At 48.6% G+C, this 22,895-nt stretch carries 22 protein-coding genes; 2 read left to right on the forward strand and 20 right to left on the reverse strand.

The features are described 5' to 3' along the window. Positions 1 to 64: 64 nt before the first annotated feature. Positions 65 to 352 (reverse strand): co-chaperone GroES, encoded by a 288-nt coding sequence (locus tag DXA13_RS07455; RefSeq protein ID WP_118242995.1) that lies wholly within the window; start codon positions 350 to 352, stop codon positions 65 to 67. Between the two features lie 283 nt (positions 353 to 635). On the opposite strand from DXA13_RS07455, the gene DXA13_RS07460 reads away from it, so the two are divergent. After that, positions 636 to 1,349, forward strand: coding sequence for a hypothetical protein (locus DXA13_RS07460; RefSeq protein ID WP_181995561.1), 714 nt, complete (start codon positions 636 to 638; stop codon positions 1,347 to 1,349). Positions 1,350 to 1,476: 127 nt separating this feature from the next. On the opposite strand, the gene DXA13_RS07465 is transcribed toward DXA13_RS07460, so the two are convergent. The 11 genes from DXA13_RS07465 to DXA13_RS07515 all read right to left on the reverse strand — a co-directional run bounded on the left by DXA13_RS07465 (position 1,477) and on the right by DXA13_RS07515 (position 9,901). Then, the gene (locus tag DXA13_RS07465; RefSeq protein WP_118242997.1) at positions 1,477 to 2,988 is read right to left on the reverse strand and encodes an FGGY family carbohydrate kinase; all 1,512 of its coding nucleotides are present in this window, start codon (positions 2,986 to 2,988) and stop codon (positions 1,477 to 1,479) included. A gap of 98 nt (positions 2,989 to 3,086) precedes the next feature. Continuing rightward, positions 3,087 to 4,616, reverse strand: coding sequence for an amino acid carrier protein (locus DXA13_RS07470; RefSeq protein WP_118242999.1), 1,530 nt, complete (start codon positions 4,614 to 4,616; stop codon positions 3,087 to 3,089). Between the two features lie 52 nt (positions 4,617 to 4,668). Continuing rightward, on the reverse strand, positions 4,669 to 5,481 hold the full coding sequence (locus DXA13_RS21615) for a (2Fe-2S)-binding protein (RefSeq protein WP_181995562.1): 813 nt from the start codon (positions 5,479 to 5,481) through the stop codon (positions 4,669 to 4,671). Between the two features lie 98 nt (positions 5,482 to 5,579). Then, a complete protein-coding gene (locus DXA13_RS07480; RefSeq protein WP_243009020.1) occupies positions 5,580 to 6,638 on the reverse strand; it encodes an NAD(P)/FAD-dependent oxidoreductase in 1,059 nt (352 codons plus the stop codon). Continuing rightward, positions 6,635 to 6,955 carry a (2Fe-2S)-binding protein gene (locus tag DXA13_RS07485; protein WP_118243006.1) on the reverse strand — a complete coding sequence of 107 codons (321 nt, stop codon included), beginning with the start codon at positions 6,953 to 6,955 and terminating at the stop codon, positions 6,635 to 6,637. The genes DXA13_RS07480 and DXA13_RS07485 overlap by 4 nt, the downstream gene beginning before the upstream one ends. Positions 6,956 to 7,078: 123 nt before the next feature. Next, a complete protein-coding gene (locus tag DXA13_RS22370; RefSeq protein ID WP_181995567.1) occupies positions 7,079 to 7,399 on the reverse strand; it encodes an FAD-dependent oxidoreductase in 321 nt (106 codons plus the stop codon). Further along, positions 7,396 to 8,160, reverse strand: a complete 765-nt coding sequence (locus DXA13_RS07495; RefSeq protein ID WP_181995563.1) for an FAD-dependent oxidoreductase — start codon at positions 8,158 to 8,160, stop codon at positions 7,396 to 7,398. The genes DXA13_RS22370 and DXA13_RS07495 overlap by 4 nt, the downstream gene beginning before the upstream one ends. A 16-nt stretch (positions 8,161 to 8,176) precedes the next feature. Then, positions 8,177 to 8,632, reverse strand: coding sequence for a dihydrodipicolinate synthase family protein (locus DXA13_RS22375; RefSeq protein ID WP_118243012.1), 456 nt, complete (start codon positions 8,630 to 8,632; stop codon positions 8,177 to 8,179). Further along, complete coding sequence (locus tag DXA13_RS22380; RefSeq protein WP_118243014.1) at positions 8,593 to 8,817, reverse strand: dihydrodipicolinate synthase family protein; 225 nt, start codon at positions 8,815 to 8,817, stop codon at positions 8,593 to 8,595. The genes DXA13_RS22375 and DXA13_RS22380 overlap by 40 nt, the downstream gene beginning before the upstream one ends. Then, on the reverse strand, positions 8,811 to 9,092 hold the full coding sequence (locus tag DXA13_RS22385) for a dihydrodipicolinate synthase family protein (RefSeq protein WP_118243016.1): 282 nt from the start codon (positions 9,090 to 9,092) through the stop codon (positions 8,811 to 8,813). The genes DXA13_RS22380 and DXA13_RS22385 overlap by 7 nt, the downstream gene beginning before the upstream one ends. A 134-nt stretch (positions 9,093 to 9,226) precedes the next feature. Beyond that, on the reverse strand, positions 9,227 to 9,901 hold the full coding sequence (locus tag DXA13_RS07515; RefSeq protein WP_118243019.1) for a hypothetical protein: 675 nt from the start codon (positions 9,899 to 9,901) through the stop codon (positions 9,227 to 9,229). A gap of 424 nt (positions 9,902 to 10,325) precedes the next feature. On the opposite strand from DXA13_RS07515, the gene DXA13_RS07520 reads away from it, so the two are divergent. After that, positions 10,326 to 11,138, forward strand: a complete 813-nt coding sequence (locus tag DXA13_RS07520) for a DeoR/GlpR family DNA-binding transcription regulator (RefSeq protein ID WP_118243021.1) — start codon at positions 10,326 to 10,328, stop codon at positions 11,136 to 11,138. Positions 11,139 to 11,500: 362 nt separating this feature from the next. On the opposite strand, the gene DXA13_RS07525 is transcribed toward DXA13_RS07520, so the two are convergent. From DXA13_RS07525 to DXA13_RS07555, 8 genes are all read right to left on the reverse strand, one after another. After that, positions 11,501 to 12,937 carry a PLP-dependent aminotransferase family protein gene (locus DXA13_RS07525; protein ID WP_118243023.1) on the reverse strand — a complete coding sequence of 479 codons (1,437 nt, stop codon included), beginning with the start codon at positions 12,935 to 12,937 and terminating at the stop codon, positions 11,501 to 11,503. A 150-nt stretch (positions 12,938 to 13,087) separates the two neighbouring features. Next, complete coding sequence (locus DXA13_RS07530; RefSeq protein ID WP_118243025.1) at positions 13,088 to 14,782, reverse strand: glutamine--tRNA ligase/YqeY domain fusion protein; 1,695 nt, start codon at positions 14,780 to 14,782, stop codon at positions 13,088 to 13,090. Between the two features lie 72 nt (positions 14,783 to 14,854). Beyond that, the gene (locus DXA13_RS20940) at positions 14,855 to 16,144 is read right to left on the reverse strand and encodes a dicarboxylate/amino acid:cation symporter (RefSeq protein WP_181995564.1); all 1,290 of its coding nucleotides are present in this window, start codon (positions 16,142 to 16,144) and stop codon (positions 14,855 to 14,857) included. Positions 16,145 to 16,147: 3 nt separating this feature from the next. Continuing rightward, entirely contained in the window at positions 16,148 to 16,984 is an 837-nt protein-coding gene (rfbD, locus tag DXA13_RS20945) for a dTDP-4-dehydrorhamnose reductase (RefSeq protein ID WP_181995565.1), read from the reverse strand. Positions 16,985 to 17,036: 52 nt separating this feature from the next. Then, positions 17,037 to 18,677 (reverse strand): SulP family inorganic anion transporter, encoded by a 1,641-nt coding sequence (locus DXA13_RS07540; RefSeq protein WP_118243028.1) that lies wholly within the window; start codon positions 18,675 to 18,677, stop codon positions 17,037 to 17,039. Between the two features lie 92 nt (positions 18,678 to 18,769). Continuing rightward, entirely contained in the window at positions 18,770 to 20,761 is a 1,992-nt protein-coding gene (locus tag DXA13_RS07545) for a bifunctional 4-hydroxy-3-methylbut-2-enyl diphosphate reductase/30S ribosomal protein S1 (protein WP_118243030.1), read from the reverse strand. Beyond that, the gene (gene cmk, locus DXA13_RS07550; protein WP_118243032.1) at positions 20,758 to 21,447 is read right to left on the reverse strand and encodes a (d)CMP kinase; all 690 of its coding nucleotides are present in this window, start codon (positions 21,445 to 21,447) and stop codon (positions 20,758 to 20,760) included. The genes DXA13_RS07545 and cmk overlap by 4 nt, the downstream gene beginning before the upstream one ends. Before the next feature lie 49 nt (positions 21,448 to 21,496). Further along, entirely contained in the window at positions 21,497 to 22,696 is a 1,200-nt protein-coding gene (locus DXA13_RS07555) for an NAD(P)/FAD-dependent oxidoreductase (RefSeq protein WP_118243034.1), read from the reverse strand. Positions 22,697 to 22,895 lie beyond the last annotated feature (199 nt).

Genomic DNA, 22,895 nt, shown 5'->3' on the forward strand with positions numbered 1-22,895 from the left:
AGTCTCAATTATCTTAATTTACTTTTCACTGCCGGTATCCTTCTGTTCAGAACTGTCAATGTTCTTACTGCTCGATTACTGCCAGGATGTCACTCTGCTTTACAATTACAAACTTTTCTTCATCAACTTCTACTTCACTGCCTGCGTATTTGGAATAGATTACCTTGTCGCCAACCTTAACCTGCATGGTGATTTCCTTGCCGTCTACGACTCCGCCAGGACCAACTGCAACTACCTCTGCCTGCTGTGGCTTTTCCTTTGCCTGACCAGGCAATACGATTCCGGACTTTGTTGTCTCTTCTGCCACTAACTGTTTTAATACGATCCGGTCAAATAATGGTACTAACTTCATGAGATATTCCTCCTTGTAATCTAATCTTTTTTATCCGGTATGCTGTTCCTGCCAACCGGCTTTCCTTTTCTTCACAAGTAATGTTATACCACCGTTTGTTAGCACTGTCAATAGTCGAGTGCTAATTTTACACATTTTTTACAAATTTTCCTCTCCACTCCTTAGTTTATAAAAATTTTCTCAACTTATACCTTTCTTTTTTATACGTTTCGTATTAAAATGAAAGAAAGTTAATGAATCATTGAACATTCATTAAGACAGTTTCAGGAAGGGAGCACGAATTATGGGAAAACATGTTGGAAAATGGATTGCTTTGGCAACACTTGCGGGGGCTGCTGCTGCCGGAATATCATATTTTACAAAATATAAATCATTCCACAAAGAGCTGGAGGAAGATTTTCATGACTTCGAAGATGAGGACGACGACTCTTCTGTAGAAGCTTCTGAATCCATGGCATCTGAGCGCAAGTACGTATCTCTCAGCTCCGACAAAGATGAATTTGTCGTGGCCGCCAAGGACATGGTGCACGCAGCGAAGGATATGGTGAAAGATACCTCTTCCATCGTCAGCGATACCTACCGCGATGTGGCTTCCATAGCCAAGGATTCCGCACTGACAGCCAAGGATAAGGCGGTCGTTGCCAAGGACAGAATCCACGAGAAGGTTTCAGAAAAGAAAGATGAATTAAAGGAAAAATTCTATACGAAGAAACGCGCTTTTTCGGAAGACATGGACGATGAATTCGATGAAGCCGAAGATGAATTCGAAGATACCGTTGATTTCGTAAAAGAGCAGGCGGAAAAGGCGGCGGATCAAGCGGTGGAAGCGACTGTTACGGCCGTAGACGAAATCTCTGAAGATGCCAGAGATATCGCTGAAGCGGTTGCCGATTCTGCAAGAGTTGCCGCAGACAGTGCGGACGATGTCGTAGAGCGGGTGACGGAAGCGGCGAAAGAGGCCGAAAAGGTGACGGCTACGATTACGGAAGAATCATAGTAAGAAGGGTCATGGTAAGAATATAAAAACAAATACATCCCTGTTAGAATCGAGGTTTTTACAGCCTTCACTTTTCTAGCAGGGATGTTTTCATTTTCTATTGCATTCTTTTTTACTCCGCGTCACTTCATTTAAACGTCGGATTCAGCGCTTTTGTTATTTCAACATACTTCTTATAAACCTTATCATATATTTCCGCATTCTCCGGATTGGGATAATAGGTCTCCTTTATGGTTACAAACTTTTCCGAAGCAGCCTCGATAGACGGCCATATTCCGTTTGCCACACCTGCCAGAATCGCGCATCCCATGCACGGGGTGCTTTCACTGTTATGAATCACTTTAACAGGAATCCCCAGGATATCCGCCTTGATCTGGCACCACGCTTTCGACTGAGACCCGCCGCCCAGCGAGCGGATCTCAGTCGCCGACGCGCCCAACTTTGCTTCGCATTCCAGCATCCGTCTGAGGGCGATGGCCAGTCCCTCCATAATGGCTCTGATGAAATGTCCCCTGGTATGCCCTGCATGGATTCCATAATAGACTCCATTTGCATTCTCATTCAGTTCCGGTATTCCGGAACCTTGAAAATAGGGGAGCATAATCAGCCCGTCCGCGCCGGGAGGCGTCGCTGTTACAAGTTCATCCATCTGCGTGTAGGCATTCAGTCCCGTCTTCTCCTCGATCTCCTTTTCCATCTCGCAGAATGTATCTCTGAACCATTTTACAATGATAGAGCCTGTGCAATATGGCTGATACAGATATTTTCCCGGAATACCGCTGCAGAGCGCCGGAACCGAACCGTCCGAATCCTCATTCAGCCTGTCGATGGTTGCGACGGTCACAAGAGCGGATCCCGTACTCTCCGACGCCACTCCCGCCTTCACGTTGCCCGCCCCAATGGCGCCGCAGCCCTGGTCAAATGCCCCTACGTTGATCTTTGTCTTTGGATCAAGGCCGAATTCTTTTGCCGCCTCTGGGGTAATGACGCCCAGTTCCGTACCTGGGGCGGCAAGCTCCGGAAGATACTCCTTCCTGATTCCCACAAAATCAAGCATCTCCTGCCAGTAACATCGATTCGTGATGTCAAAATACCCGTGGTCGCTGGCAGTGGAATGATCGGTCACATACTTTCCCGTCAGCCGGTAGATAAAGTAATCCTTGATCTGAGCAAACATTCTGGTCTGTTCAAACACCTCCGGCATCTGATTCTTGACAGCCAGAATCTTGCTCACCGGATGAATCGCATAAATTCCGTCGAAACCGATTTTACGGATGACCTCCTCTTTGCTGAATTTTGACGACAAGTATTCGGCTTCTTTTGTCGCTCTGGTATCCATCCATGCGATTACCTTGCAGAGCGGCCGCTGATCCTGATCGAGAAATACACATGTCTCCGCCGTCGATGAAAAACCGGCACATGTTACATCCTTTACATCCACCCCGGCGTCCAGAATCGCTCCTCTGACCGAATTTGTAAAAGCGTCAATATATAGCTGAAGATCGGCCTCCACTTCTCCTGTAGGAAGCGTTGTGAGCGGATATTCACTGGTTTTGCTGCCGTATATGTTCCCATCCTCTCCGATAACCGCGCCTTTTATCGCGGTGGTTCCTATATCTATTCCCAGAATATATTTCATCTCTTCTCCTTCTTACATCTCCTCTCCCTGTTTCGTCTCTTCTCTTTGATTGCCGGCACGGCTGCCGCATCAATCCCCGGTTCCGTGTCTTGTCCGCTTCAGCCTTGTCCGCTTTTGCCTTCGCCTGACTCTGCCTGAGACGAGATCACATCCGCATTAATTTCCATCCAGATGTCCGCGTTTTTTATCCCCAGTTTTTCAGGATTAAATACCGGCTCCACTCCGGAACGCCTCTGTTCTTTATAGTCTCTGTAGACCTTGACGATCGTGGGTGACATCAGTAAAAGAATGATCACATTGAACCATACCATCAGTCCTACTCCCAGTTCTCCCGACGCAAAACTGGTGGATGATTTCTGAACCGCAAAATAGAAAAATACCAGAGGCATCGCTATTCTAAGCACCCATATCATCCGCTTTCTGATATTCTGCGTTTTATTATAAAGAAGATAAGCGATTGCCGTCTCTCCCTGATAATAATAATTCAGCAGAGTGGTAAATGCAAAGAAGAACAAAAAGAATGCAAGGACTGTCGCGCCGATTCCCCCTGGGAAGATCGTATTAAGCGCCTCCTGCGCCCAGATGATTCCGGCCGAATCTTCTGCGGCCTGCTGAGCCATAATCGCAGACCCCTGCCCCAGGTGGAGTATGGTCCCATCCACCCCTTTTACATTGAAACAGTCTGTCAGAATGATGATCAGTCCTGTACAGATGCACACGAACACGTCAATATATACGCTGAAAGAATTTACCAGGCCCTGTACTCCGGGATGCCTGCACTCGGTTGCGGAAGCTGCGGGAACTGCTTCTCCCATACCGGCTCCCGATGAATTTACGCTTCGTTTTACGCCCCAGAGAACCGCCGTTCCAAGCATGCCTCCGAACACAGCATCCACGCCGAACGCGCTGGTCACGATCGTGGAAAGCGCTGCGGGAAGTTCTTTGGCATCGATAATCAAAACAATAATTGTAAGAATGACAAATCCTATCGTCATAAAGGGAACTACCATCTCCGCCGTCTTGGCGATTCTGCGGATCCCGCCTGAGATAACGATAAAAAGCAGGACCGCCGCAATCGCACCGGTGATGTATTGGGAGATACCCAGGCTGTTCTTAAATCCGCTGGTGATGGAAAACGCGTGCGGTGCAACGGTGAGAATCGGCACGCAGATTAATGTCATGGCAGCATAGATCAGAGCCAGCGGTTTAAATCCCAGCCCCCTCTGAATATAATAGTAAGCTCCGCCTCTGTATTCTCCATCCTGTTTAATCTTATAAACCTGTCCGAGAGCGCATTCTGCGTAGGAAATCGCCGTATCCAGAATCGATGTGATCAGCATCCAGAAAATAGCTCCCGGACCGCCGCTCCATACAGCCACCGCCACGCCGGCTACATTCGCCGTCCCGACACGGTATCCGATTACCGTACAGAACGTGGCAAAAGGTGAAATCCCTGTATCCGAACCTCCGGAACTGAACAGAAGATGAATCTGATGCCCGATATTTCTTACCTGTACCCCTTCCAGCCGGATCGTAAAATAGATCGCCGACCCCAGAATCAGAAATATAATCGGGTTCGACCATACCAGATTATTTAATGTTACAAATAGATTACTTAACCCCTCCATGTTGTCTCTCCTTTCAGCGGCAGGAAGTACCGCTTACGTAACGATTACCATATCACCAATCATGCTCAAAGAACTCTTCGTCGGCCTCGATCTCCAGAGAAGTATACCCCGTCAGTTTGATCGGACGCACCGGTCCCCTCTTGGTGGCCTGGGGAATCTGCGCCGGAGCTGTCTTTAATTCCTGTGCAATAATCCGCTCGATCGTCTTTGCACAATTTCGCCCCTGGCAGAGTCCCATTCCCGCTCTCAACAGACGTTTCACCTCATTGACGCTGGTGGCCCCATTTCTGACCGCTTCGATTACTTCCTCTTTTGTGATCTCCTCACAGCGGCATACATACATCGTATCATCTTTTACGTCGTCTGTCGTAACCGGACTGGAAATTATTTCCTGATTTTCTTCCGCCATTCGTTTCTTATCTACAGAAAAGTTGCGGACCTTCATTCCGTACCCCTTCGGAATCTTCACTTCTACCACCGCTGTACGGTCATTTGCTCTGGTCATCACAATCCGCTGTACGGTCCCCATCACAAGAAACTCTCCCGCTCTGCTTAAACAGTATACCTCCTGCCCTTTTTCCGGGAGCGGATAGTATTCATAAGGCAGGGTGACCGTGTCAAAGTGCTCCCCGCTCTGATCCACCAGAAAGATTGCCTGCCCCGGACACAGCGCCACGCATAAGCCGCAGCCAATGCATTTTTCCGTATCGATTACAGGAAGATTGGTAATCGGTTCCCCCACCGTGATCGCATGATGCGGACAAGCCGCTTCGCACGGATTACAGGGAATATTCTGCCGACACTCGATCACGACGCATTTCTTACGGGCCAGGGTATCGTTTCCGGGAAAACCCGGAATATCCATAACCTCCTCCATCTCTAAATAACCGGTTTTAGCAAGCATTTTTTCTCACCTTCCATTCTTCCATCTGTCTGATAATCTCCTCCTTGGCCTCCGCGCGGCTAAACGAACGGGCCGGTTCTCAGTTGATTCAGAGAGTTCCAGACGTTTTGCTTTGCCTCTTTTGCCTCGTTTTCGTCCATCAGGCCGAGAGCCTCTGCAGCCGCGATACCTGCAAGTTTGCCCTCTTCAATCGCGGACGACGCTTCCTCCACTCCTGAAGAATCTCCTGCCACATAGATGCCGTCTTTCGTCGTCATCATATCGCGGTCATGCATCGGAACCTGGGAGCCCAGTCTTCCTCCATTTACAAACACTACATCCGCCATAGACGGAAGGCCGATATCCGGCGTAAGACCCACTGCTATACCGATCGTGTCACATTCTATGAACTGTTCCGTACCTTTTACCGGCTGAAATCTGTCATCCACCTTGGCAATCACAGCTCCCTTTATTCCGCTCAAATCCTCATTCGGAACCGCTTCCAAAATGGTATGCCCTGTATACATGGGAACTCCCGCTCTTCTCACCTTTGCAGAATGTACCCCATACCCGCCTACGGTCGGCGCCGCTTCGACAACCCCCGCCACATCCGCTCCTGACTGAAGAAGCTGATAGGTCACGATCAGGCCCACATTGCCGGAGCCGATCATCAGCACTTTTTTTCCCACCGGCACCCGGTGCACGTTAATCATCGTCTGGATCGCCCCCGCTCCTACCACACCCGGCAGGGTCCATCCTGGAAATGCCAGCGGGTTCTCTGAAGCCCCTGTCGCCATAATTACTTTCTTTGGATGTACGATTACACCTGTTTCCCCATGTACCGCAAGCGCCACGCCCTCATCATTGGGATAGATCCCGTAGGCTACCGTGTCGAGCATAACCTCAACACCGAGTTTCTGTACTTCCTCCAAAAGTTCCGTCCCTATATCCACGCCTCTGACTCCCGCTTTATGTCTTCTGGAGCCGAAGAACTTGTGGATTTGCTTAAAAAGCTGTCCGCCTGGTTTGCTGTTCTCATCCACCACCAGCACTTGTGCGCCGCATTTTGCCGCCTCAATGGCTGCGGAAAGTCCTGCCGGTCCTGCGCCGATGATCAGAATATCTATTACGTCCTTCATTTCGACCCCTCCCATTTTCCAAGACCATCCTGTGTCTCTATCCTCATTCCGTCTTCCACAGGAGTGATACATGTGCGGACGTTCGGGTCTCCGTTCACCGTCATGACACAGTTGGTGCACCGCCCGATTCCGCAGAAATATCCCCGCGGCTCATGTTTTTTTGCACTGATGTTCTGAACCTTGATCCCGGCCGCCAGAAGCGCAGCCAGAATTGGTTCTCCTTCCCTTGCGGATATTTCCTTTCCGTCTACCGTGATCCGGACCTCTCTTGCCTCTTCCAGATCGCCTAATATAATATGATTTTCTATTCTGGACATCTCATTTCCTCCAAATTTCCCGTATCAATATCCCTATCCGTGAACTTTTAAAAATAGTAAGGCTCGAAAGGGCCTTGCCAACTATTTTTCATGTATCGTACGTAAGCGCCCAGAGGACAGGCATTACGTGCTCGCAACATTAAAGTATTCCTCTCCTTTGATACATTTGATTAAATGCGCAGCTGCCGCAGGTCCGATGGCATATCCGCAGAAGCCGGTAACTGCATAGTAAATTCCCGGATGGTTTTCAACCTCCCCGATGTACGGAAGTCTCTCCGGAGTAAATCCTTCAAAACCGGACCAGCTTCTCAATATATTGAGTTTGCTGATGGATGGAATGATGTCCTGCGCTTCTCTCACGTTGAAGCAAAGTCCGTTGATGGAAACATCCTTTCTGTCGCTGGTCTCCAGGTCGCCGTATCCTTCTCTTCCTCCGCCGATCAGGAGGAGCCTTCGGCCGTCTGCTTCATCGTCAGTGTCGGAGTCGTAATGGTATAGTCGATGAAATGGGGCGCTTTCTCAGTAACCGTGATCATGTTGTGTTTTTCTTCCAGTTCGATATGTACGCCCAGCGGATCTAATAATTTAGGAGAACGGATGCCGCAGGTAATAAGCACCTTGTCGGCCCGGAACGCTTCATTGTCGGAATATGCCAAATACCCCTTTCCGTCCTCTGCCGGTTCGATCTTTGTAATGACCTGGTGATCCATAAATTCTGCGCCCAGCTTCTTTGCCGCCATCAGGATATTGACTCCCGCTTTCAGCGGATTCGAGTATCCTGACATGGGACTGAAGTTTGCCGCGATGACATTTTCACATATGTAAGGGACTTTTTCGTGCACCTGTTCTTTAGTCAGGCGTTCTACCGGAAGCCCGTTTAACGCAAATCGTTCCTCCTGCTCGTCCAGAAGATGGAGATCTTCCTCACGCAAAATGCAGAATAACCCGCCGGTGCGGTGGTACCCCACATCAATTCCCTCTTTATTCTGAAACTGATCCCACAATTCTGCAGACAGTTTATGCAGGGGAAGGGAGCGGGGCGGCTGCTGGAGAAGCTCCAGCCCGCCTGCATTTACACCCGACGCCTCGTTACACGGATACGTCCTGTCTACAATCATTACCTTCTTATTATCTTTTGCGAGAAAATACGCTGCGCTGCAGCCCACGATTCCCGCGCCGATAATCAAATATTCTGCTTGCTTCACGAGAAACTCCTCCTTTTTACTCCTTTGACAGCGCAGCAATGTTGCTCCACTTGAGCACAAGTTTCTTTTCTTCCTCCGTCAGTCCGCGGCGGGGACGGCGGCATATGCCCTCCTCAAATCCATAAACCTCCTGAAGGATATATTTCACGGCCTGAGTCGGTTTCGGGAAACGTTCCGTCATGTTGACTACGGGATATAACTTCTTATACAGTTCAAGTCCCTTCTGATAGTCCTTTTCAACAATCATCGCGTTATGGAACATAGCTGATAATTTCGGCAGAATGTTTGCCGTCATGCTGATCCATCCGATTGCGCCTGTCGCATACGCCTGATACAGGAGATAATCACAGCCGCAGAGCACGCCCACATCCTCCGTCTGATCAGCCTCGAAGATAAAGTCAGTCATGATATCGATCTCCATGGAGGCGTCTTTTACGATCCGCACATGCTCCAGTTTATATAATTCCCGCATCGTTTCCGTGGTAATCCCCGATGTGACGTCGGATTATTGTAGACCATGATGTCCAGCCCGGAGTGGTCGTTGATATAGGTGTAGTGGTCGATGATCTCACTCTGAGACTGTCCGTAGTAGAAGGACGGAAGGACCATAGCCGCGTCCGCTCCCGCTTCCCGGGCATTTTCCATCAGCTCTACCACATCCTCCACGCGTTCTCTGGAGCGCCGATGATTACGGAGGCGCCCTTTGCCTTTATGTACGGCACCATCTCATTCACATACGCCTTATGCTCTTCTAAGGACATGCTCTGATACTCTCCGGCTGCCATCAGGACGCCGATCCCGCCGATTCCGTTCTCGATCATCCAGTCCGCGTGCTTCTTTGCCGCTTCGTAGTTAAAACTTCCGTCTTCGTACATCGGTGTGACCATTGCCGGAAATACATGGGTAAATTTGCTCATATCTTCTCTTTTCATCGTTTTATTTTCCTTTCTTATTCCTGTGATTTTGATGTGATTTCAATGTTGGTTTCCTCTTGTATTGGAGTGGAGTTGACCTTATCTGGTTTCCTCTTATTTGGTTTTGACCTTATTCTGGGATTGATATCGTGTCAGTGATTGATATAGTTCAGAACAAATTCCAGATTTTCACGGAAGGTACCGCCCTTTACGAAGTTTCCGTTAAACAGTGCGCTGCCCATGGTATATTCGGCCACTCCGATCTCTTTCATAAGATCCATCCGTTCCTCACTGCCGATACTTCCGGCGATGCAGACTTTATCCGCCCCGACAGCCTGTACCAGCGCTTTGGTCAGTTCAATGGGATCTCCGTCCGTATAACGGTATGCCGTAAGATCTACGCCGTCCGCTCCGCTTGCAACCGCTTTTTTTGCCGACTCGATTACGGAATCGATCGTGCCCGTAAGCGCTACCGGACTGCCTCCTACGTTTCCGACAAAAGGATAGTATTTTAAATCGTGTGCTTTCGCAAATTCAAATACGGAGTCAAATGGCAACGTTCCCGTCAGATAATCAAATCCGCATTCATCAGCGAGCTTCGCTCCCTCCAGGCATCCTTCTTCGGTGTAGGTGACAACTTCGAGATATGTCTCTTTTCCCGCGCCTTTCATCTTTTCGGCAAGAGCTTTCATCTTCTCTTTTTCAAGGCCGACGTCCTTAAACCCCCACTTCTTAACCGGAAGGTCCTTGCAGGAGTCAAAAACCGCTTCCGCATCGGAGACTGTGATATCGTTGTTTGTCAGCATGATAATGATCTCTGGATTCATCTCTCTTGTTCTCCTCTCTGTAATTCCTGATAATCCGATTATAAGCGTTTTAATTATTTTTTACAATCGTTTTTGATCGTTTTAATTATTTTCAGTTATTATCGACAACTTATAATCCATTTTTTTGTGTAAAATCACTTTGTTTTTCCTTTTTTCAATCATTATTTGTGATTTATCGCCAATCATTCATCGTTTATAATCGTTTTTCTGCTTTTTCACTTGTTTTATTCCTCCGTATCGTCTATAATGATACTCGTAGGGCAGTCTGTATTTCAGGCCCTTCGGGCCGGCGCGCTTCGCGCGATAAGGTTTACCCGAGGGTACCCCCGTATTTCAGGCCCTTCGGGCCGGCGCGCTTCGCGCGGTAAAGTTTAATTAAAACAGTGGTTTGTGCAGGCAGACAATAGAGAAAGGGAGTTGGCAAATGTCAAAAACAGCAATTACACAGTTTCCGGAAGAGCGGGAACAGATTGTCATGGATTTCTTACAAAAGCAGGGGAAGATTCGCGTATCGGAAGTGATCGATTTGTTAGGGATCTCGCCGTCCACCGCGCGTCTGCTGCTTCAGAAGATGGATGACAGGGGGCTGCTCCAGAGAACGCACGGAGGCGCAGTCATGGTAAATCAGGCCGCCCCTCCGAAGCATCAGAGGGATTATGAACATATTGAGAATAGAGAAAAGAAAATGCAGATTGCAGCCGCAGCCGCCAAGACGGTTAAAGATGGTGACTTTATTGCGCTGGGCAGCGGAACGACCACATTTTTAATGTCCACGCTGCTTCACGATAAGCAGGAACTTACGATTGTCACGGATTCCATTCCGATCGCCTATGAACTCAGAGGTATCGAACAGATCACTTTGTATGTATGCGGCGGATGGATTATGCACCGTAACAGCGCCTGCCGCGGAATTAATGCCGAAAATTTCTTTAAGGGCCTGAGTGCCGTCGACAAATCCTACTGCGGCACGGATTCCCTCCACCCGGAGTTCGGAATGACCTCCGTAGATTTCGATCCCAGAACTGAGGCCGCCGTATGCCGGATTGGCAAAGAACGTTATATATTGGCCGATTCTACCAAGTTCCATATCCGGCCGTATATTAACAAGGTGACGGAACTGAACGAGATACAGCATGTGGTCTCGGATGCCGCGCTGGAGAAAGAGTATATTACCGCCCTGGAAAAAGCCGGCGTCCATGTGATAATAGCAGACACGGAATATACTCCTGGATATTAAGCAGGTTTCCATCGTTGACGTGCGCGGACTGATAGGCTGGGGCTGAATCATAAAACCACTGCTTATCTTCATACTCTTTATACAGTCTCTTCTCCTAAAGCTCCGTCTGTGCACTGTCTTTTCCTTCCATAACCTGCCGAAAGAACGGTGCGTTCTCACATGCTCTTCTCGTTTTGCGCTGTTTATCTGTCACATTTACCGGGGCAGAGGCGTAATACATAAAAAGATGAAGGTACTAAAACTATGCCCCTGATATCAGATCCCGTTCCAAGGCGTTAGCCAGGTCACATCATCTGATATCAGGGGCATAGCTGATTATACTTTGGCAACACCTCGTTATCCTTTATGACCGGTCTGACAGACTATGAAGCCTGATACGACCATGCTTTTTTCAATAGACCTACTCCTCTTTCGATCTCTTTCTCCGTCAGATTGGCATATCCAAGTGCCACCGTTCCCTGCCACTCCTTTGGCACCTCTCCATCACCGATCAGCCAGGAGGACAGGCCGTATACCCGGGCCCCCGCCTTCAGAGCCGCCTCAGTCAGATCCTGTTCCAGATTTCCTATATCGCCATCCGGCTTGTTTCTGGCAGTCAGAAGGATATGAAGCCCGGCAAATTCACCTCTGACTTCAAATGTTCCCTCCAGCTGTCTCAGCTCCGCCAGAAGACGGTCGTGCTTAGACTTGTAAATCGCCCGCATCCTGTTTAAATGACGCTCATAATGACCGTCCACCAGAAAGCGGTACAGGATGTTCTGGTCGATTCTGGATACCGTAGAAGCGTAAAATCCGGCTTTTTCCCTGTATTTCTTTAATAGAGGCACAGGAAGCACCATATAGCTGATTCGAATGGCCGGAGCAATGGATTTGGAAAAGGTTCCGAGATAGATGACCCTTTCCCCCGTATCCATGCCCTGAAGGGCCGGTACAGGCTTTCCTCTGTAGCGGAATTCGCTGTCATAGTCGTCCTCAATCAGGTATCTCCCTTCTTCCCTATAGGCCCAGGACAGAAGCTCCTGTCTGCGTTTGACCGGCATGACAATTCCCGTGGGATATTGGTGGGACGGCATGATATAGGCCACCTGGGCCTGTGTCCCTTCCAACTTCTCCGGATTCATTCCCTGGGAATCCATAGCTACCGGAACCACATTCCGGCCGATGCTTTCCAGGACCCTGTATGCCTGCTTGTATGTGGGATTTTCCATGGCTATAATTTTTCTGTCATCCAGCACCTGCCCCAGCAGCATGAGAAGGTATTCGCTTCCAGCTCCAACAACAATCTGCTCCGCACTGCAGTTTACGCCGCGGGCTGAATGAAGATAATCACGGATGGCCTCTCTCAGCGGCCCTTCTCCCTGTCTGTCTCCGGCTGCGAACATCTCCCTGTTGTCGTCAATCAGCGTATTTTTTGATATTTTTCTCCATGTCTGAAAGGGGAAGCTGTTCAGGTCGATTCCTCTTGGAGAAAAATCGATCTCACATCCATCCTTTTCTTCCACTGGCGGAATCAGTATTTCCGGCATGTGTTCGTGTCTCATGATCAGCAGATCGTCAATCTGCGATACAAAATATCCCCTGCACGGCACGGATTCCACATATCCCTCCGAGCAGAGCTGGTCATACGCCAGCTGCGTCGTGCTGCGGCTCACCTTCAGATGCTCTGCCAGCGTCCTCGTAGACGGAAGCCGCATTCCGGATTTCAGGCTTCCGCTTTTTATTTCTGATTTTATGTATTCGTAGATCTGTTCATAGAGCGGCTGAGGCGCTCTGACGTTCAGCGGTATCATCAGTTCCATGCGCTGTTCCTCCATTCTGTATTTGTCTCTGCAATTATACAGCAAAAGCCGCAAAACGTCATCGTCCTGCGGCTTTCCGGCAGATTGTTTCTGCACTCTTTATCCATATGCTGCTTATTGATTGCTGCTTAATTATTTGCTATTCATTAATTATTTATTGATCTTAAAGGAGCTCTTCAAAGACACGATCCTGTTAAACACCATATGCTCCGGAGAACTGTCCTTACAGTCTACGCAGAAATATCCGTTTCTTACGAACTGGAAGCTGTCGTATGCCTTCGCGTTTGCAAGCGCCGGTTCCACATAGCATTCTTTTAAAACAACGAGTGAGTTCGGATTCAAATTCAGGCTTCCGTCTTCGTTCAGCTTGCCCTTTTCCTCATCTATGATGTTCTCATACAGGCGGCATTCTGCCTGAACGGCCGTCTCTGCGGCTACCCAGTGAATCGTACCCTTAACTTTCCTGCCCGTGAAGCCGGAACCGCTCTTCGTCTCCGGATCATAGGTACAGTGTACGACCGTCACATTGCCGTTCTCATCCTTCTCGCAGCCGGTACATGTTACGAAATAAGCTCCCATCAGTCGGACTTCGTTGCCTGGGAACAGGCGGAAATACTTCTTAGGCGGCTCTTCCATGAAATCTTCTCTCTCAATGTAGAGTTCCCTGCCGAACGGAACCTTTCTGTCGCCGGATTCCGGATTCTCCAGGTTGTTCGGCACATCCAGCTCTTCTATCTGACCTTCCGGATAATTGTCGATCACCAGCTTGACCGGGTCCAGAACAGCCATCATCCTGGAACGTTTCAGCTTCAGATCTTCCCTGATGCAGTATTCCAGCATCGCATAATCTACGGAGCTGTTGGCCTTGGAAACGCCGACCATATCCACAAACATGCGGATCGATTCCGGCGTATATCCTCTTCTCCTCAGAGCGGCTATGGACACAAGGCGGGGATCATCCCATCCGTCCACGATTCCGTCTTCTACCAGTTTCTTGATATATCGTTTTCCTGTAATGACATTTGTGAGATAGAGCTTTGCAAATTCAATCTGGCGGGGAGGATTCGGGAATTCGCACTCTTTTACCACCCAGTCATAGAGCGGCCTGTGGTCCTCAAATTCCAGCGTACAGATAGAATGGGTGATGTGTTCTACTGCATCCTCAATCGGATGGGCAAAATCGTACATCGGATATATGCACCATTTGTCGCCTGTATTGTGGTGAGTCATGTGAGCCACACGGTAAATGACAGGATCGCGCATGTTAATGTTCGGAGAGGCCATATCGATTTTCGCCCGAAGAACCTTTTCCCCGTCCTGATACGTTCCTTCCTTCATCTCTTCAAAGAGCTTTAAGTTCTCTTCCACAGTTCTGTTCCTGTAAGGGCTTTCCTTTCCAGGGGTCTTGAAGTCTCCTCTGTATTCCCTGATCTCTTCCGCCGTCAGGTCACAGACGAACGCCTTCCCTTTCTTAATCAAGAGCACTGCGCATTCATACATCGTCTCAAAATAATCGGAAGCGAAGAACAGGCGGTCCTCATAATCAGCCCCCAGCCACTCCACATCCGCTTTTATGGATTCTACGAATTCCACCTTTTCCTTCGTAGGATTCGTATCGTCAAATCTCATATTAAATTTCCCGCCGTACTCTTTGGCTAATCCGTAGTTCAGCAGAATTGACTTGGCATGTCCAATATGGAGATAGCCATTCGGTTCCGGAGGGAATCTCGTCTGTACGTGGTCATAGACTCCTTCTGCCAAATCTTTTTCTATTTCCTGTTCGATAAAATTTTTAGATACTACTTCTTTCTCTCCGGCCTCAGCTGCGGGCTTTTTCTCTTCCATATCCGTTCCTCCATCCAAGATATCCTGTAATTATCCTTTTCAGGATATACGTTGGATTATTATAGCAAAAATTTAACTGTTCGGCAAGGTCTTCTTTCCGTAAAATACGTCCTTATCGCAGGAATTGTCCTGACATGCCACGATTGTCGTGCAGACGGCGTCGCCTGTGATGTTGACAGCCGTACGGGTCATATCGAGAATACGGTCGATTCCCATGATAATGCCGATCCCCTCGATCGGCAGGCCGACGGAATTGAGCACCATAGTCAGGGTGACGAGGCCTACGCTCGGAACACCTGCCGTACCGATGGACGCCAGGGTAGCCGTGGCGATTACAGTGATATAGGCGGCAGGCGACAAGGTGATGCCGTAAACCTGGGCAATGAAAACGACGGCTACTCCCTGCATGATCGCCGTACCATCCATATTGATCGTAGCGCCAAGGGGAATGGTAAAGGAAGAAATTCTTCTGGCCACACCCATTTTCTTGGCCAGCGTATCAATGGAAAGAGGAATGGTCGCATTTGACGTGGCCGTCGAAAACGCAAATCCCATAACAGGGATAAATTTTTTAATAAATATAATGGGATTTAATCCTGTAAACAGTTTCAGCATGCCCAAATATACGACGAAGCACTGAATTCCCAGCGCCAGGAAAACAGAGGCCATATAGAGAAGCATCGGCTTAAATCCGTCAAAGCCGATCTGCGTAAATGTCTTCGCAATCAGACAGAATACGCCGAAAGGAGCCAGCCGCATAACCATCATCGTCATTTCCATCATAATATCGTTGCCCTGCTGCAGAAAGTTCAGCACCGTCTCCGTCTTCTCAGACAGCTTTGCCAGTATAATTCCCACGATCAGAGCAAACACGATTATCTGGAGCATTTCTCCGTTTGCCAGGGCGCCGATGGGATTTTTCGGAATTACATTCAGAAGCGTATCGGCCAGCGAGGTCTTAGCCATGGCCTCGCCTACATCCTGGGTAATGACGTGCGTCATGTCCAGTCCTCTTCCAGGATTGATTACTCTCGCCGTTCCAAGGGCAACGCTGATCGCCATGGCTGTCGTAACCATGTAGAAAGCCAACGTCTTAACCCCCACTTTTCCCAGTGTTTTCGTATCCCCGATCGCTGCAGAACCGCAGACGATAGAACAGAACACGAGGGGCACCACAAGCATCTGCATAAGCCGTAAGAATCCCTGCCCTATGACGTAAAATACTCCGTTCATCAGGATATCATCTCTCAGATGGCCGGCCGGCATGCCATAATGAAGTCCCAACCCGGTAACCGCTCCTAAAAGAAGAGCAAAGAAAATCCATGTAGTAAGACCAATTTTTTTCTTTTTGTTTTTTTCCATCGATTACCGGTTCTCCTTTTCTTTCATGAATTCTTCCAGCGCCTTCTTCCATTCCGGCATGGTATAGATACCGGTCAGCCGCATCATCAGGTTATCCAGCATCGTATACGAAGAACGTTTGCCTACGACAGGCTCCACCTTTACGGAAAGTCCGGCCAGACGTGCGATCTCGCATGCAAATTCATACCTGGTACAGATTCCTTCACAGGACGCATGATAGATTCCATATTCGAAACTGTCTGCCAGGCGGACGATGAAGCGGGCCAGCTCCCTTGCACTCGTCGGAGAGCTGATTTCATTGTTAGGCACCTGAACTGCGCCGCTTTCTTTTGCCTGCTGAATAAAACGCCGCAGGAAATTGTTCGGAGAGTTTCCATAAATCCATGCAGAACGCACAATCAGGTGCTTGGGACAGAGTTCCCGCACAAACTGTTCTCCGGCATACTTGCTCTTTCCATAGACCGTTTCCGGCTGTACCATATCAAACTCCGTCAGCGGTTTCTCCCCTCCGCCTCCAAATACGTCATCTGTTGAAAGATAGATCAGCTTTGCATTGACTCTTCTGGCCGCGGTCGCGATATTACGGGCCCCGAGAGCATTGACTCTATACGCAGTTTCCACATTCTCCTCACAAAGCCCTTCGTCGGAATACGCGGCGCAGTGGATAATAATATCAGGATGGCTGATGTCCGCATAGCGCATTACTCCCTCCAGATCGGTGACGTCAATATCCTGATCCGAAGTCAGCACTTCATTTTCCACACAGTCCAGTTCCTGAATAATGGCCTGTCCCACCTGGCCGCCTGCGCCTGTAATCCAGATACAATTACTGCTTTTCATGATAAATCTCCTTTTTCTTGTATTTCATTCCCTCTTATTCACATGTGATCTGTCATGCTGTTATTTCTGCCGCTCTTGCCAGGGCCTCGTCGATACACGAACAGAAATTCTCTTCTCCCGCCTCATGGCAGAATCCCGCCTTTTTCATGACGGACATCGGCTGTGCATTGACATGCGAAAAGATCAGTACGACATTTTCCTTCATACACTCATTTCTCAGTTTTTTCAGGCTGTTAAGCGCTGTGATATCCATAGCCGGCACACTTCTCATCCTGAGAATCATCGCCCGCTTTCCGCTGTCGAATTTCAGCTTTCCAATCTTGTCCGCAATACCGAAAAACATGGGGCCTGTTATCTCAAATACCATGACGTGATCCGGCACATGTTTTAAGTCCCTGTTATCTTTTCCTTCTTCATAATCGTCCAGATACTCCCATTCCCGTACATCGGACACATCTGACATCCGCTTCATAAACAGCAGCGACGCCAGAATCAGTCCTACGCCGATCGCCACTACAAGATCGAAAACAACGGTGAGAACAAATGTCAGAAGGAGGACAAATGTATCGCTCTTCGGAGAGGTCCTAATGATTCCCAGAAAAGTGGACAGACCGCTCATATTGTAAGCCACCATAAACAGGATAGCCGCAATGGCCGGCATGGGGATCAGCGCGGCATACGGCATTAACAGCACGAGAATCATTGTCAGAACAACGGCGTGCACTATACCGGCCACAGGCGTTCTGCCTCCGTTTCTTACATTAGCTGCCGTCCTGGCAATCGCTCCTGTTGCCGGTATTCCTCCAAACAGCGCGGAACACGTATTGCCCACTCCTTGCGCTACGAGTTCCATGTTGGAATTGTGTTCTGCACCGATCATGCCATCTGCCACAACGCAGGAAAGCAGGGACTCAATCGCTGCCAGGATTGCGATGGTAAATGCGTCCGGCAGTACGTTTTTGACCACATCATAGGAAATCTCCGGCAGGGCGAAGGAGGGCAGCGACGATGTTATCGTATATAAATCCCCGATTGTATTGACTTTCATACCTGCGCCTTTTACAAGAGCCGCGGCTGCGATGACCGCGATCAGGGACGGCGGTATCTTCTTAAAAAACTTCGGCCAGACGATCAGGATCGCCAGGGAAAGGATTCCCACCAGAAATGCCTGTACATTCCATGTGGCGATACAGCTGATGACTTCTTTCAGCTTTTCCATCGTTTCCACTGGAGAGCCGGAAAATGTAAGTCCTAAAAAATCCTTAATTTGTCCAATAGCAATTGTTACGGCAATTCCGGCCGTAAATCCGGCTGTAATCGTGTATGGAATAAATTTAATCATACTTCCCATTCTAAGAATGCCCATCAGAACGAGAATGATTCCTGCCAGGACAGTGGCTACAGCCAGGCCGTCCATTCCGTTTTTTGCTACAATTCCTGCTACAATCGATGCGAATGCGGCCGTCGGCCCTGCAATCTGTACTTTACTTCCCCCCAGGAATGAAATCACAAATCCTGCTACGATCGCCGTATAAAGCCCCTGCTCCGGCGTCACTCCCGATGCCAGCGCAAGAGCTATGGAAAGCGGCAGTGCAATAATCGCCACAATAATACCAGAAACAAGATCCTTTGCAAACTGTTCCCCTGAATATCCTTTCATTGACAGAAACAGCTGCGGTGTTAATCCTTTCATTACTCATATCCTCCCATTATCTATCATTTCGTTCAGTAACACGCAAAAGGCTGCCAGAGCCTTCTGGCAGCCTTTTCCATCATAAAATATGATTAGAAAGCATACAAGTATTTTTTTGCGTACGTATCAATTGCTTTTAAAAAAATACAATTAGTTCTCTTCTGTGTATCTCCGTCGTCATCTCTCTGCGGAGCTTCCAGTGCCTTCATGCTCAGACTGATCTTTCTGTCAGCTTCGTTGAAGTCAACAACCTGTGCTTCGATCTCCTGTCCGATTGAAAGAACATCGGATGGTTTATCTACGTGATTTCTGGAAATCTGGGATACGTGAAGCAGGGCATCCACTCCTGGCTCCAGCTCAACGAATGCGCCGAAATCAGTCATACGTGCAACTCTGCCGTAAACGATATTGCCTGCTGCATACTTCTCAGCTGCATTTACCCATGGATTTGTTTCCGGGAATTTAAGGCTCAGAGCGATCTTGTCTCCGTTGATATCCTTGATCAGAGTCTTAACCTTATCTCCGCTCTTGAATACCTTCTTAGGACTCTCCACTCTTCCCCAGCTCATCTCAGAGATATGAAGCAGTCCGTCTGCGCCGCCGAGATCGATGAATGCACCGAAATCTGTTACGTTCTTAACTGTACCTTCTACCGTATCTCCAACCTGGATCTTCTCAAATAATTCCTTCTGAAGTTCCGCCTTCTTAGCTACGAGAAGCTGTCTGCGGTCGCCGATAATTCTTCTTCTCTTAGGATTGAACTCTGTGATAACGAATTCGATCTCCTGATCTTTGTACTTGGATAAATCTCTCTCGTAAGAGTCGGATACAAGGCTTGCCGGGATAAAGATTCTGGTCTCTTCCACGATTACGCTTAAACCGCCGTCCAGAACCTGAGCCACCTTAGCCGTAAGAACTTCCTGGTTATTGAAAGCTTCTTCCAGTCTCTTGTTGCCCTTCTCTGCTGCAAGTCTTCTGTAAGACAGAGCAACCTGGCCTTCTCCGTCATTTACCTTTACAACTTTTGCGTCCATCTCGTCGCCTACGGAAACGAGCTTGGTCAAGTCTGCGTTCGAATCTGTCGTATATTCGCTGCGTGTAATGATACCGTCCGATTTATATCCAATATTCAAAACGATTTCATCTTCTTTAACATCGATAACTTTACCAGTTACGACCTCTCCTGAACGTATAGTCTTTAATGATTCCTCTAACATTTGTTCAAAACTCAATTCTGACATAACAGTATGAACCTCCTCGATAATATAATTTGGGGTAGACGCCCCCGCTGTTATACCTACGTTGCGCACAGAACTTAAACATTCAGGATTGAAATCGCCTAGTGTCTGAATAAAGTACGTATTGTTACATTCCTTCCGGCAAATATCATAAAGCTTCTGGGTGTTGGAACTGTTCTTTCCACCGATGACTATCATGGCATCTACTTTCGAAGCAATTTCTTTTGCCTCCACCTGTCTCTCCTGTGTTGCATTGCAAATCGTATTTAAAACACATATATCATAACGCTTTTTCAAAAATATTTCAACTAAATCTTGAAATTTATTGTAATTAAATGTCGTCTGTGAAACGATGCACAGCTTTTCTCCGTCGGGAAAACTTAATTTGTCCGCCGCTTCCGGAGAATCTACTACGAATGTCCGTCTGTCGCCCCATCCCTTAATTCCTTCCACTTCCGGATGGTTCTCATTGCCGATGATAATTACGCGCCTTCCGGCGGCATTCTGCTCTTCTACGATCCTGTGGATCTTTTTTACAAAGGGACACGTGGCATCCACCACTTCGATTCCGTCCCTGTCCAGCAGTTCATAGATGCGCCTGCTCACGCCGTGAGAACGGATAATCACCGTCCCTTCTGAAAGGCTGCTCAGCTCCTCTTCCGTATCGATCACCGTGACTCCCTTGTCTTCCAGGTCGCGCACGACTTCTTCGTTGTGAATAATCGGGCCGAATGTGTATATCTTCTTTCCGTCTGCTTTTCCCGCCTCGATCTGCTCGTACACCCTGTCAACCGCCCTTTTTACTCCGAAGCAGAATCCGGCGGTTTTCGCTACCGTAACACTCATACGCCCAATTCCCCGAGACCGTGTTCTTTTGCTATTTCCACAATCCTCGCCGCAACCTCTTCAATCGTCATCTCGGAGGCGTCTACCAGGACTGCATCCTCTGCCTGTTTGAGAGGAGCGATCTCCCTGCTCATGTCACGGCGGTCCCTTTCTATTATATCTTGCTCAATTTCTTCAAGATTACACCTGATTCCTTTTTCAATCAGTTCTTTATGGCGCCTTTCGGCCCGTACCCTGCTGCTGGCTGTCAGATAGATCTTCGTATCCGCATGAGGCAATACGCAGGTTCCGATATCCCTTCCATCCATAATGACGTTCTCTCTGGCCGCCATATCCTGCTGAAGCTCCAGAAGCTTTTCCCTGACCGGACGGTACGCGGATACGGCCGAAGCCATATTCCCCACCTCTTCCGTGCGGATCAGCCCGGATACATTTTCCCCGTTTAAATACACCTGCTGCACGCCGTCCTCATAGCTGATCGTGATCGCGATCTCTGCACATGCCGCGGCTACGGAAACCTCGTCGTCCGCAGAAATGTTCTTTCTCAGAAAATACAGAGCCATGGAACGGTACATCGCCCCCGTATCCACGTAGATAAAATTCAGTTCTTTTGCCACCTTTTTTGCAATCGTACTCTTTCCGGCACCTGCCGGACCATCGACTGCAATATTATATGTTTTGCCCATGACCATTTATTCTCCTGACTCTTCTGTTTTATACATTTTATATGTTTTTTTACTTGTTTCCTGCCGCCAGACCAGCCGCCCATCCCGTAGACCATGCAAACTGCAGGTTAAACCCGCCCGTTACTCCATCCACGTCCAGAACCTCTCCCGCAAAATAAAGGCCGGGGACTTTCTTCGCTTCCATAGTAGACGGATTGATCTCCTTAACCGATACGCCGCCCTGTGTGACGATCGCTTCATTATATCCCCGCAGACCGGTGACGGTCAGCCGGAAATCCTTCGTCGCCTCAATCAGCCTCTGGCGTTCTTCCCTCGTAATTTCATTGACCTTCTTTTCCGGTGCAATTCCCGACCGTTCCACCATAACAGGGATCATCTTGGACGGATACAGACCTCCCAGTGAGTTTTTAAACTGCTTGTTGAGCAGCGGCTCGAATTCCCGCAGAAGTCTGGCATCCAGCTGTTCTTTCGTCAAAGCCGGTTTTAAATCGATAGAGAGAACCAGGTTCTCCTTTTTCAACGCTTTGGCCGCATAGCTGCTGGCGCTAAGGAGCACAGGACCGCTGACCCCGAAATGAGTAAAAAGCATTTCCCCGAATTCCCGGTACAGCACCTTTTTCCCCCTGTACAGTTTGATTTCTATATTTTTTAACGAAAGTCCCTGAAGTTCCTTCACCACGCTTTCCGCCGTTTCAAAAGGCACGAGAGCGGGAGACAGCTCTGTTACGGCGAGTCCGGCCGCTTTTGCAAAACGGTAGCCGTCTCCCGTAGATCCGGTGGTCGGATAAGAAAGTCCGCCGGTCGCAACGATCACCGCGTCCCCGTATACTTTCTTGTGATTTCCGGAAAGCACGATTCCCCTGCATTCTCCGTCTTCCAGGATCAGCCCTTCCACTTCTTCGTGATAATGGATTTCTACGGAAAGTTCCCGGAGTTTCCCGGAAAATGCGCGGATCACGTCTGAAGATTTATCCGACACGGGAAATACCCTGTTACCCCGCTCCGTCTTGAGCGGGCAGCCTGCCGCTTCCACAAAGTCCATAACATCTTTGTTTGTAAAGGTGTAAATGCTGCTGTAAAGAAATTTCCCATTCGTCACCATGTTGGAAAACAGGTCCTCTGTTTCACAGCTGTTGGTCACATTGCAACGGCCCTTGCCGGTAATATAGATCTTTTTTCCAAGCTTCTCATTTTTTTCATATATATGAACCTCATGGCCGCATCCGGCGGCGGCTGCTGCAGCCGCCATTCCGGCGGCGCCGCTCCTATAATTACGATTCTGCCCATTTTTCGTTTCCTTTTCCTGGTTTGTTTTTTTTGTAATATTTCTTTTATATGTTTGACCCGGCGGAATGAAGAAAGAGGCTGTTGCAAAAAGAAAAGAGCAGCGCCCTCGATACCAGCTGCAGTGACTTGGCCACTGCCTTGGAACGGAATCCGGTATCGGG

The sequence above is a fragment of the Clostridium sp. AM58-1XD genome, assembly GCF_003464085.1.
Lineage (GTDB): Bacteria > Bacillota > Clostridia > Lachnospirales > Lachnospiraceae > Lachnoclostridium_A.

Coding starts and splice junctions, on each gene's coding strand:
- DXA13_RS22375 (WP_118243012.1), bottom strand. CDS start 8,632: ATGCGGGAATTATATAAACTGGAGCATGTGCGGATCGTAAAAGACGCC.
- DXA13_RS07525 (WP_118243023.1), bottom strand. CDS start 12,937: ATGGAACTGATGATACCGCTGAACGTCAGAGCGCCTCAGCCGCTCTAT.
- DXA13_RS20940 (WP_181995564.1), bottom strand. CDS start 16,144: ATGGAAAAAAACAAAAAGAAAAAAATTGGTCTTACTACATGGATTTTC.
- DXA13_RS07540 (WP_118243028.1), bottom strand. CDS start 18,677: ATGAAAGGATTAACACCGCAGCTGTTTCTGTCAATGAAAGGATATTCA.
- DXA13_RS07485 (WP_118243006.1), bottom strand. CDS start 6,955: ATGTCCAGAATAGAAAATCATATTATATTAGGCGATCTGGAAGAGGCA.
- DXA13_RS07520 (WP_118243021.1), top strand. CDS start 10,326: ATGTCAAAAACAGCAATTACACAGTTTCCGGAAGAGCGGGAACAGATT.
- DXA13_RS07480 (WP_243009020.1), bottom strand. CDS start 6,638: ATGAAGGACGTAATAGATATTCTGATCATCGGCGCAGGACCGGCAGGA.
- cmk (WP_118243032.1), bottom strand. CDS start 21,447: ATGGGCAAAACATATAATATTGCAGTCGATGGTCCGGCAGGTGCCGGA.
- DXA13_RS07555 (WP_118243034.1), bottom strand. CDS start 22,696: ATGGCGGCTGCAGCAGCCGCCGCCGGATGCGGCCATGAGGTTCATATA.
- rfbD (WP_181995565.1), bottom strand. CDS start 16,984: ATGAAAAGCAGTAATTGTATCTGGATTACAGGCGCAGGCGGCCAGGTG.
- DXA13_RS07530 (WP_118243025.1), bottom strand. CDS start 14,782: ATGGAAGAGAAAAAGCCCGCAGCTGAGGCCGGAGAGAAAGAAGTAGTA.
- DXA13_RS07515 (WP_118243019.1), bottom strand. CDS start 9,901: ATGAATCCAGAGATCATTATCATGCTGACAAACAACGATATCACAGTC.
- DXA13_RS07465 (WP_118242997.1), bottom strand. CDS start 2,988: ATGAAATATATTCTGGGAATAGATATAGGAACCACCGCGATAAAAGGC.
- DXA13_RS21615 (WP_181995562.1), bottom strand. CDS start 5,481: ATGGATATTCCGGGTTTTCCCGGAAACGATACCCTGGCCCGTAAGAAA.
- DXA13_RS07470 (WP_118242999.1), bottom strand. CDS start 4,616: ATGGAGGGGTTAAGTAATCTATTTGTAACATTAAATAATCTGGTATGG.
- DXA13_RS07455 (WP_118242995.1), bottom strand. CDS start 352: ATGAAGTTAGTACCATTATTTGACCGGATCGTATTAAAACAGTTAGTG.
- DXA13_RS22385 (WP_118243016.1), bottom strand. CDS start 9,092: ATGAAAAGAGAAGATATGAGCAAATTTACCCATGTATTTCCGGCAATG.
- DXA13_RS07460 (WP_181995561.1), top strand. CDS start 636: ATGGGAAAACATGTTGGAAAATGGATTGCTTTGGCAACACTTGCGGGG.
- DXA13_RS07545 (WP_118243030.1), bottom strand. CDS start 20,761: ATGAGTGTTACGGTAGCGAAAACCGCCGGATTCTGCTTCGGAGTAAAA.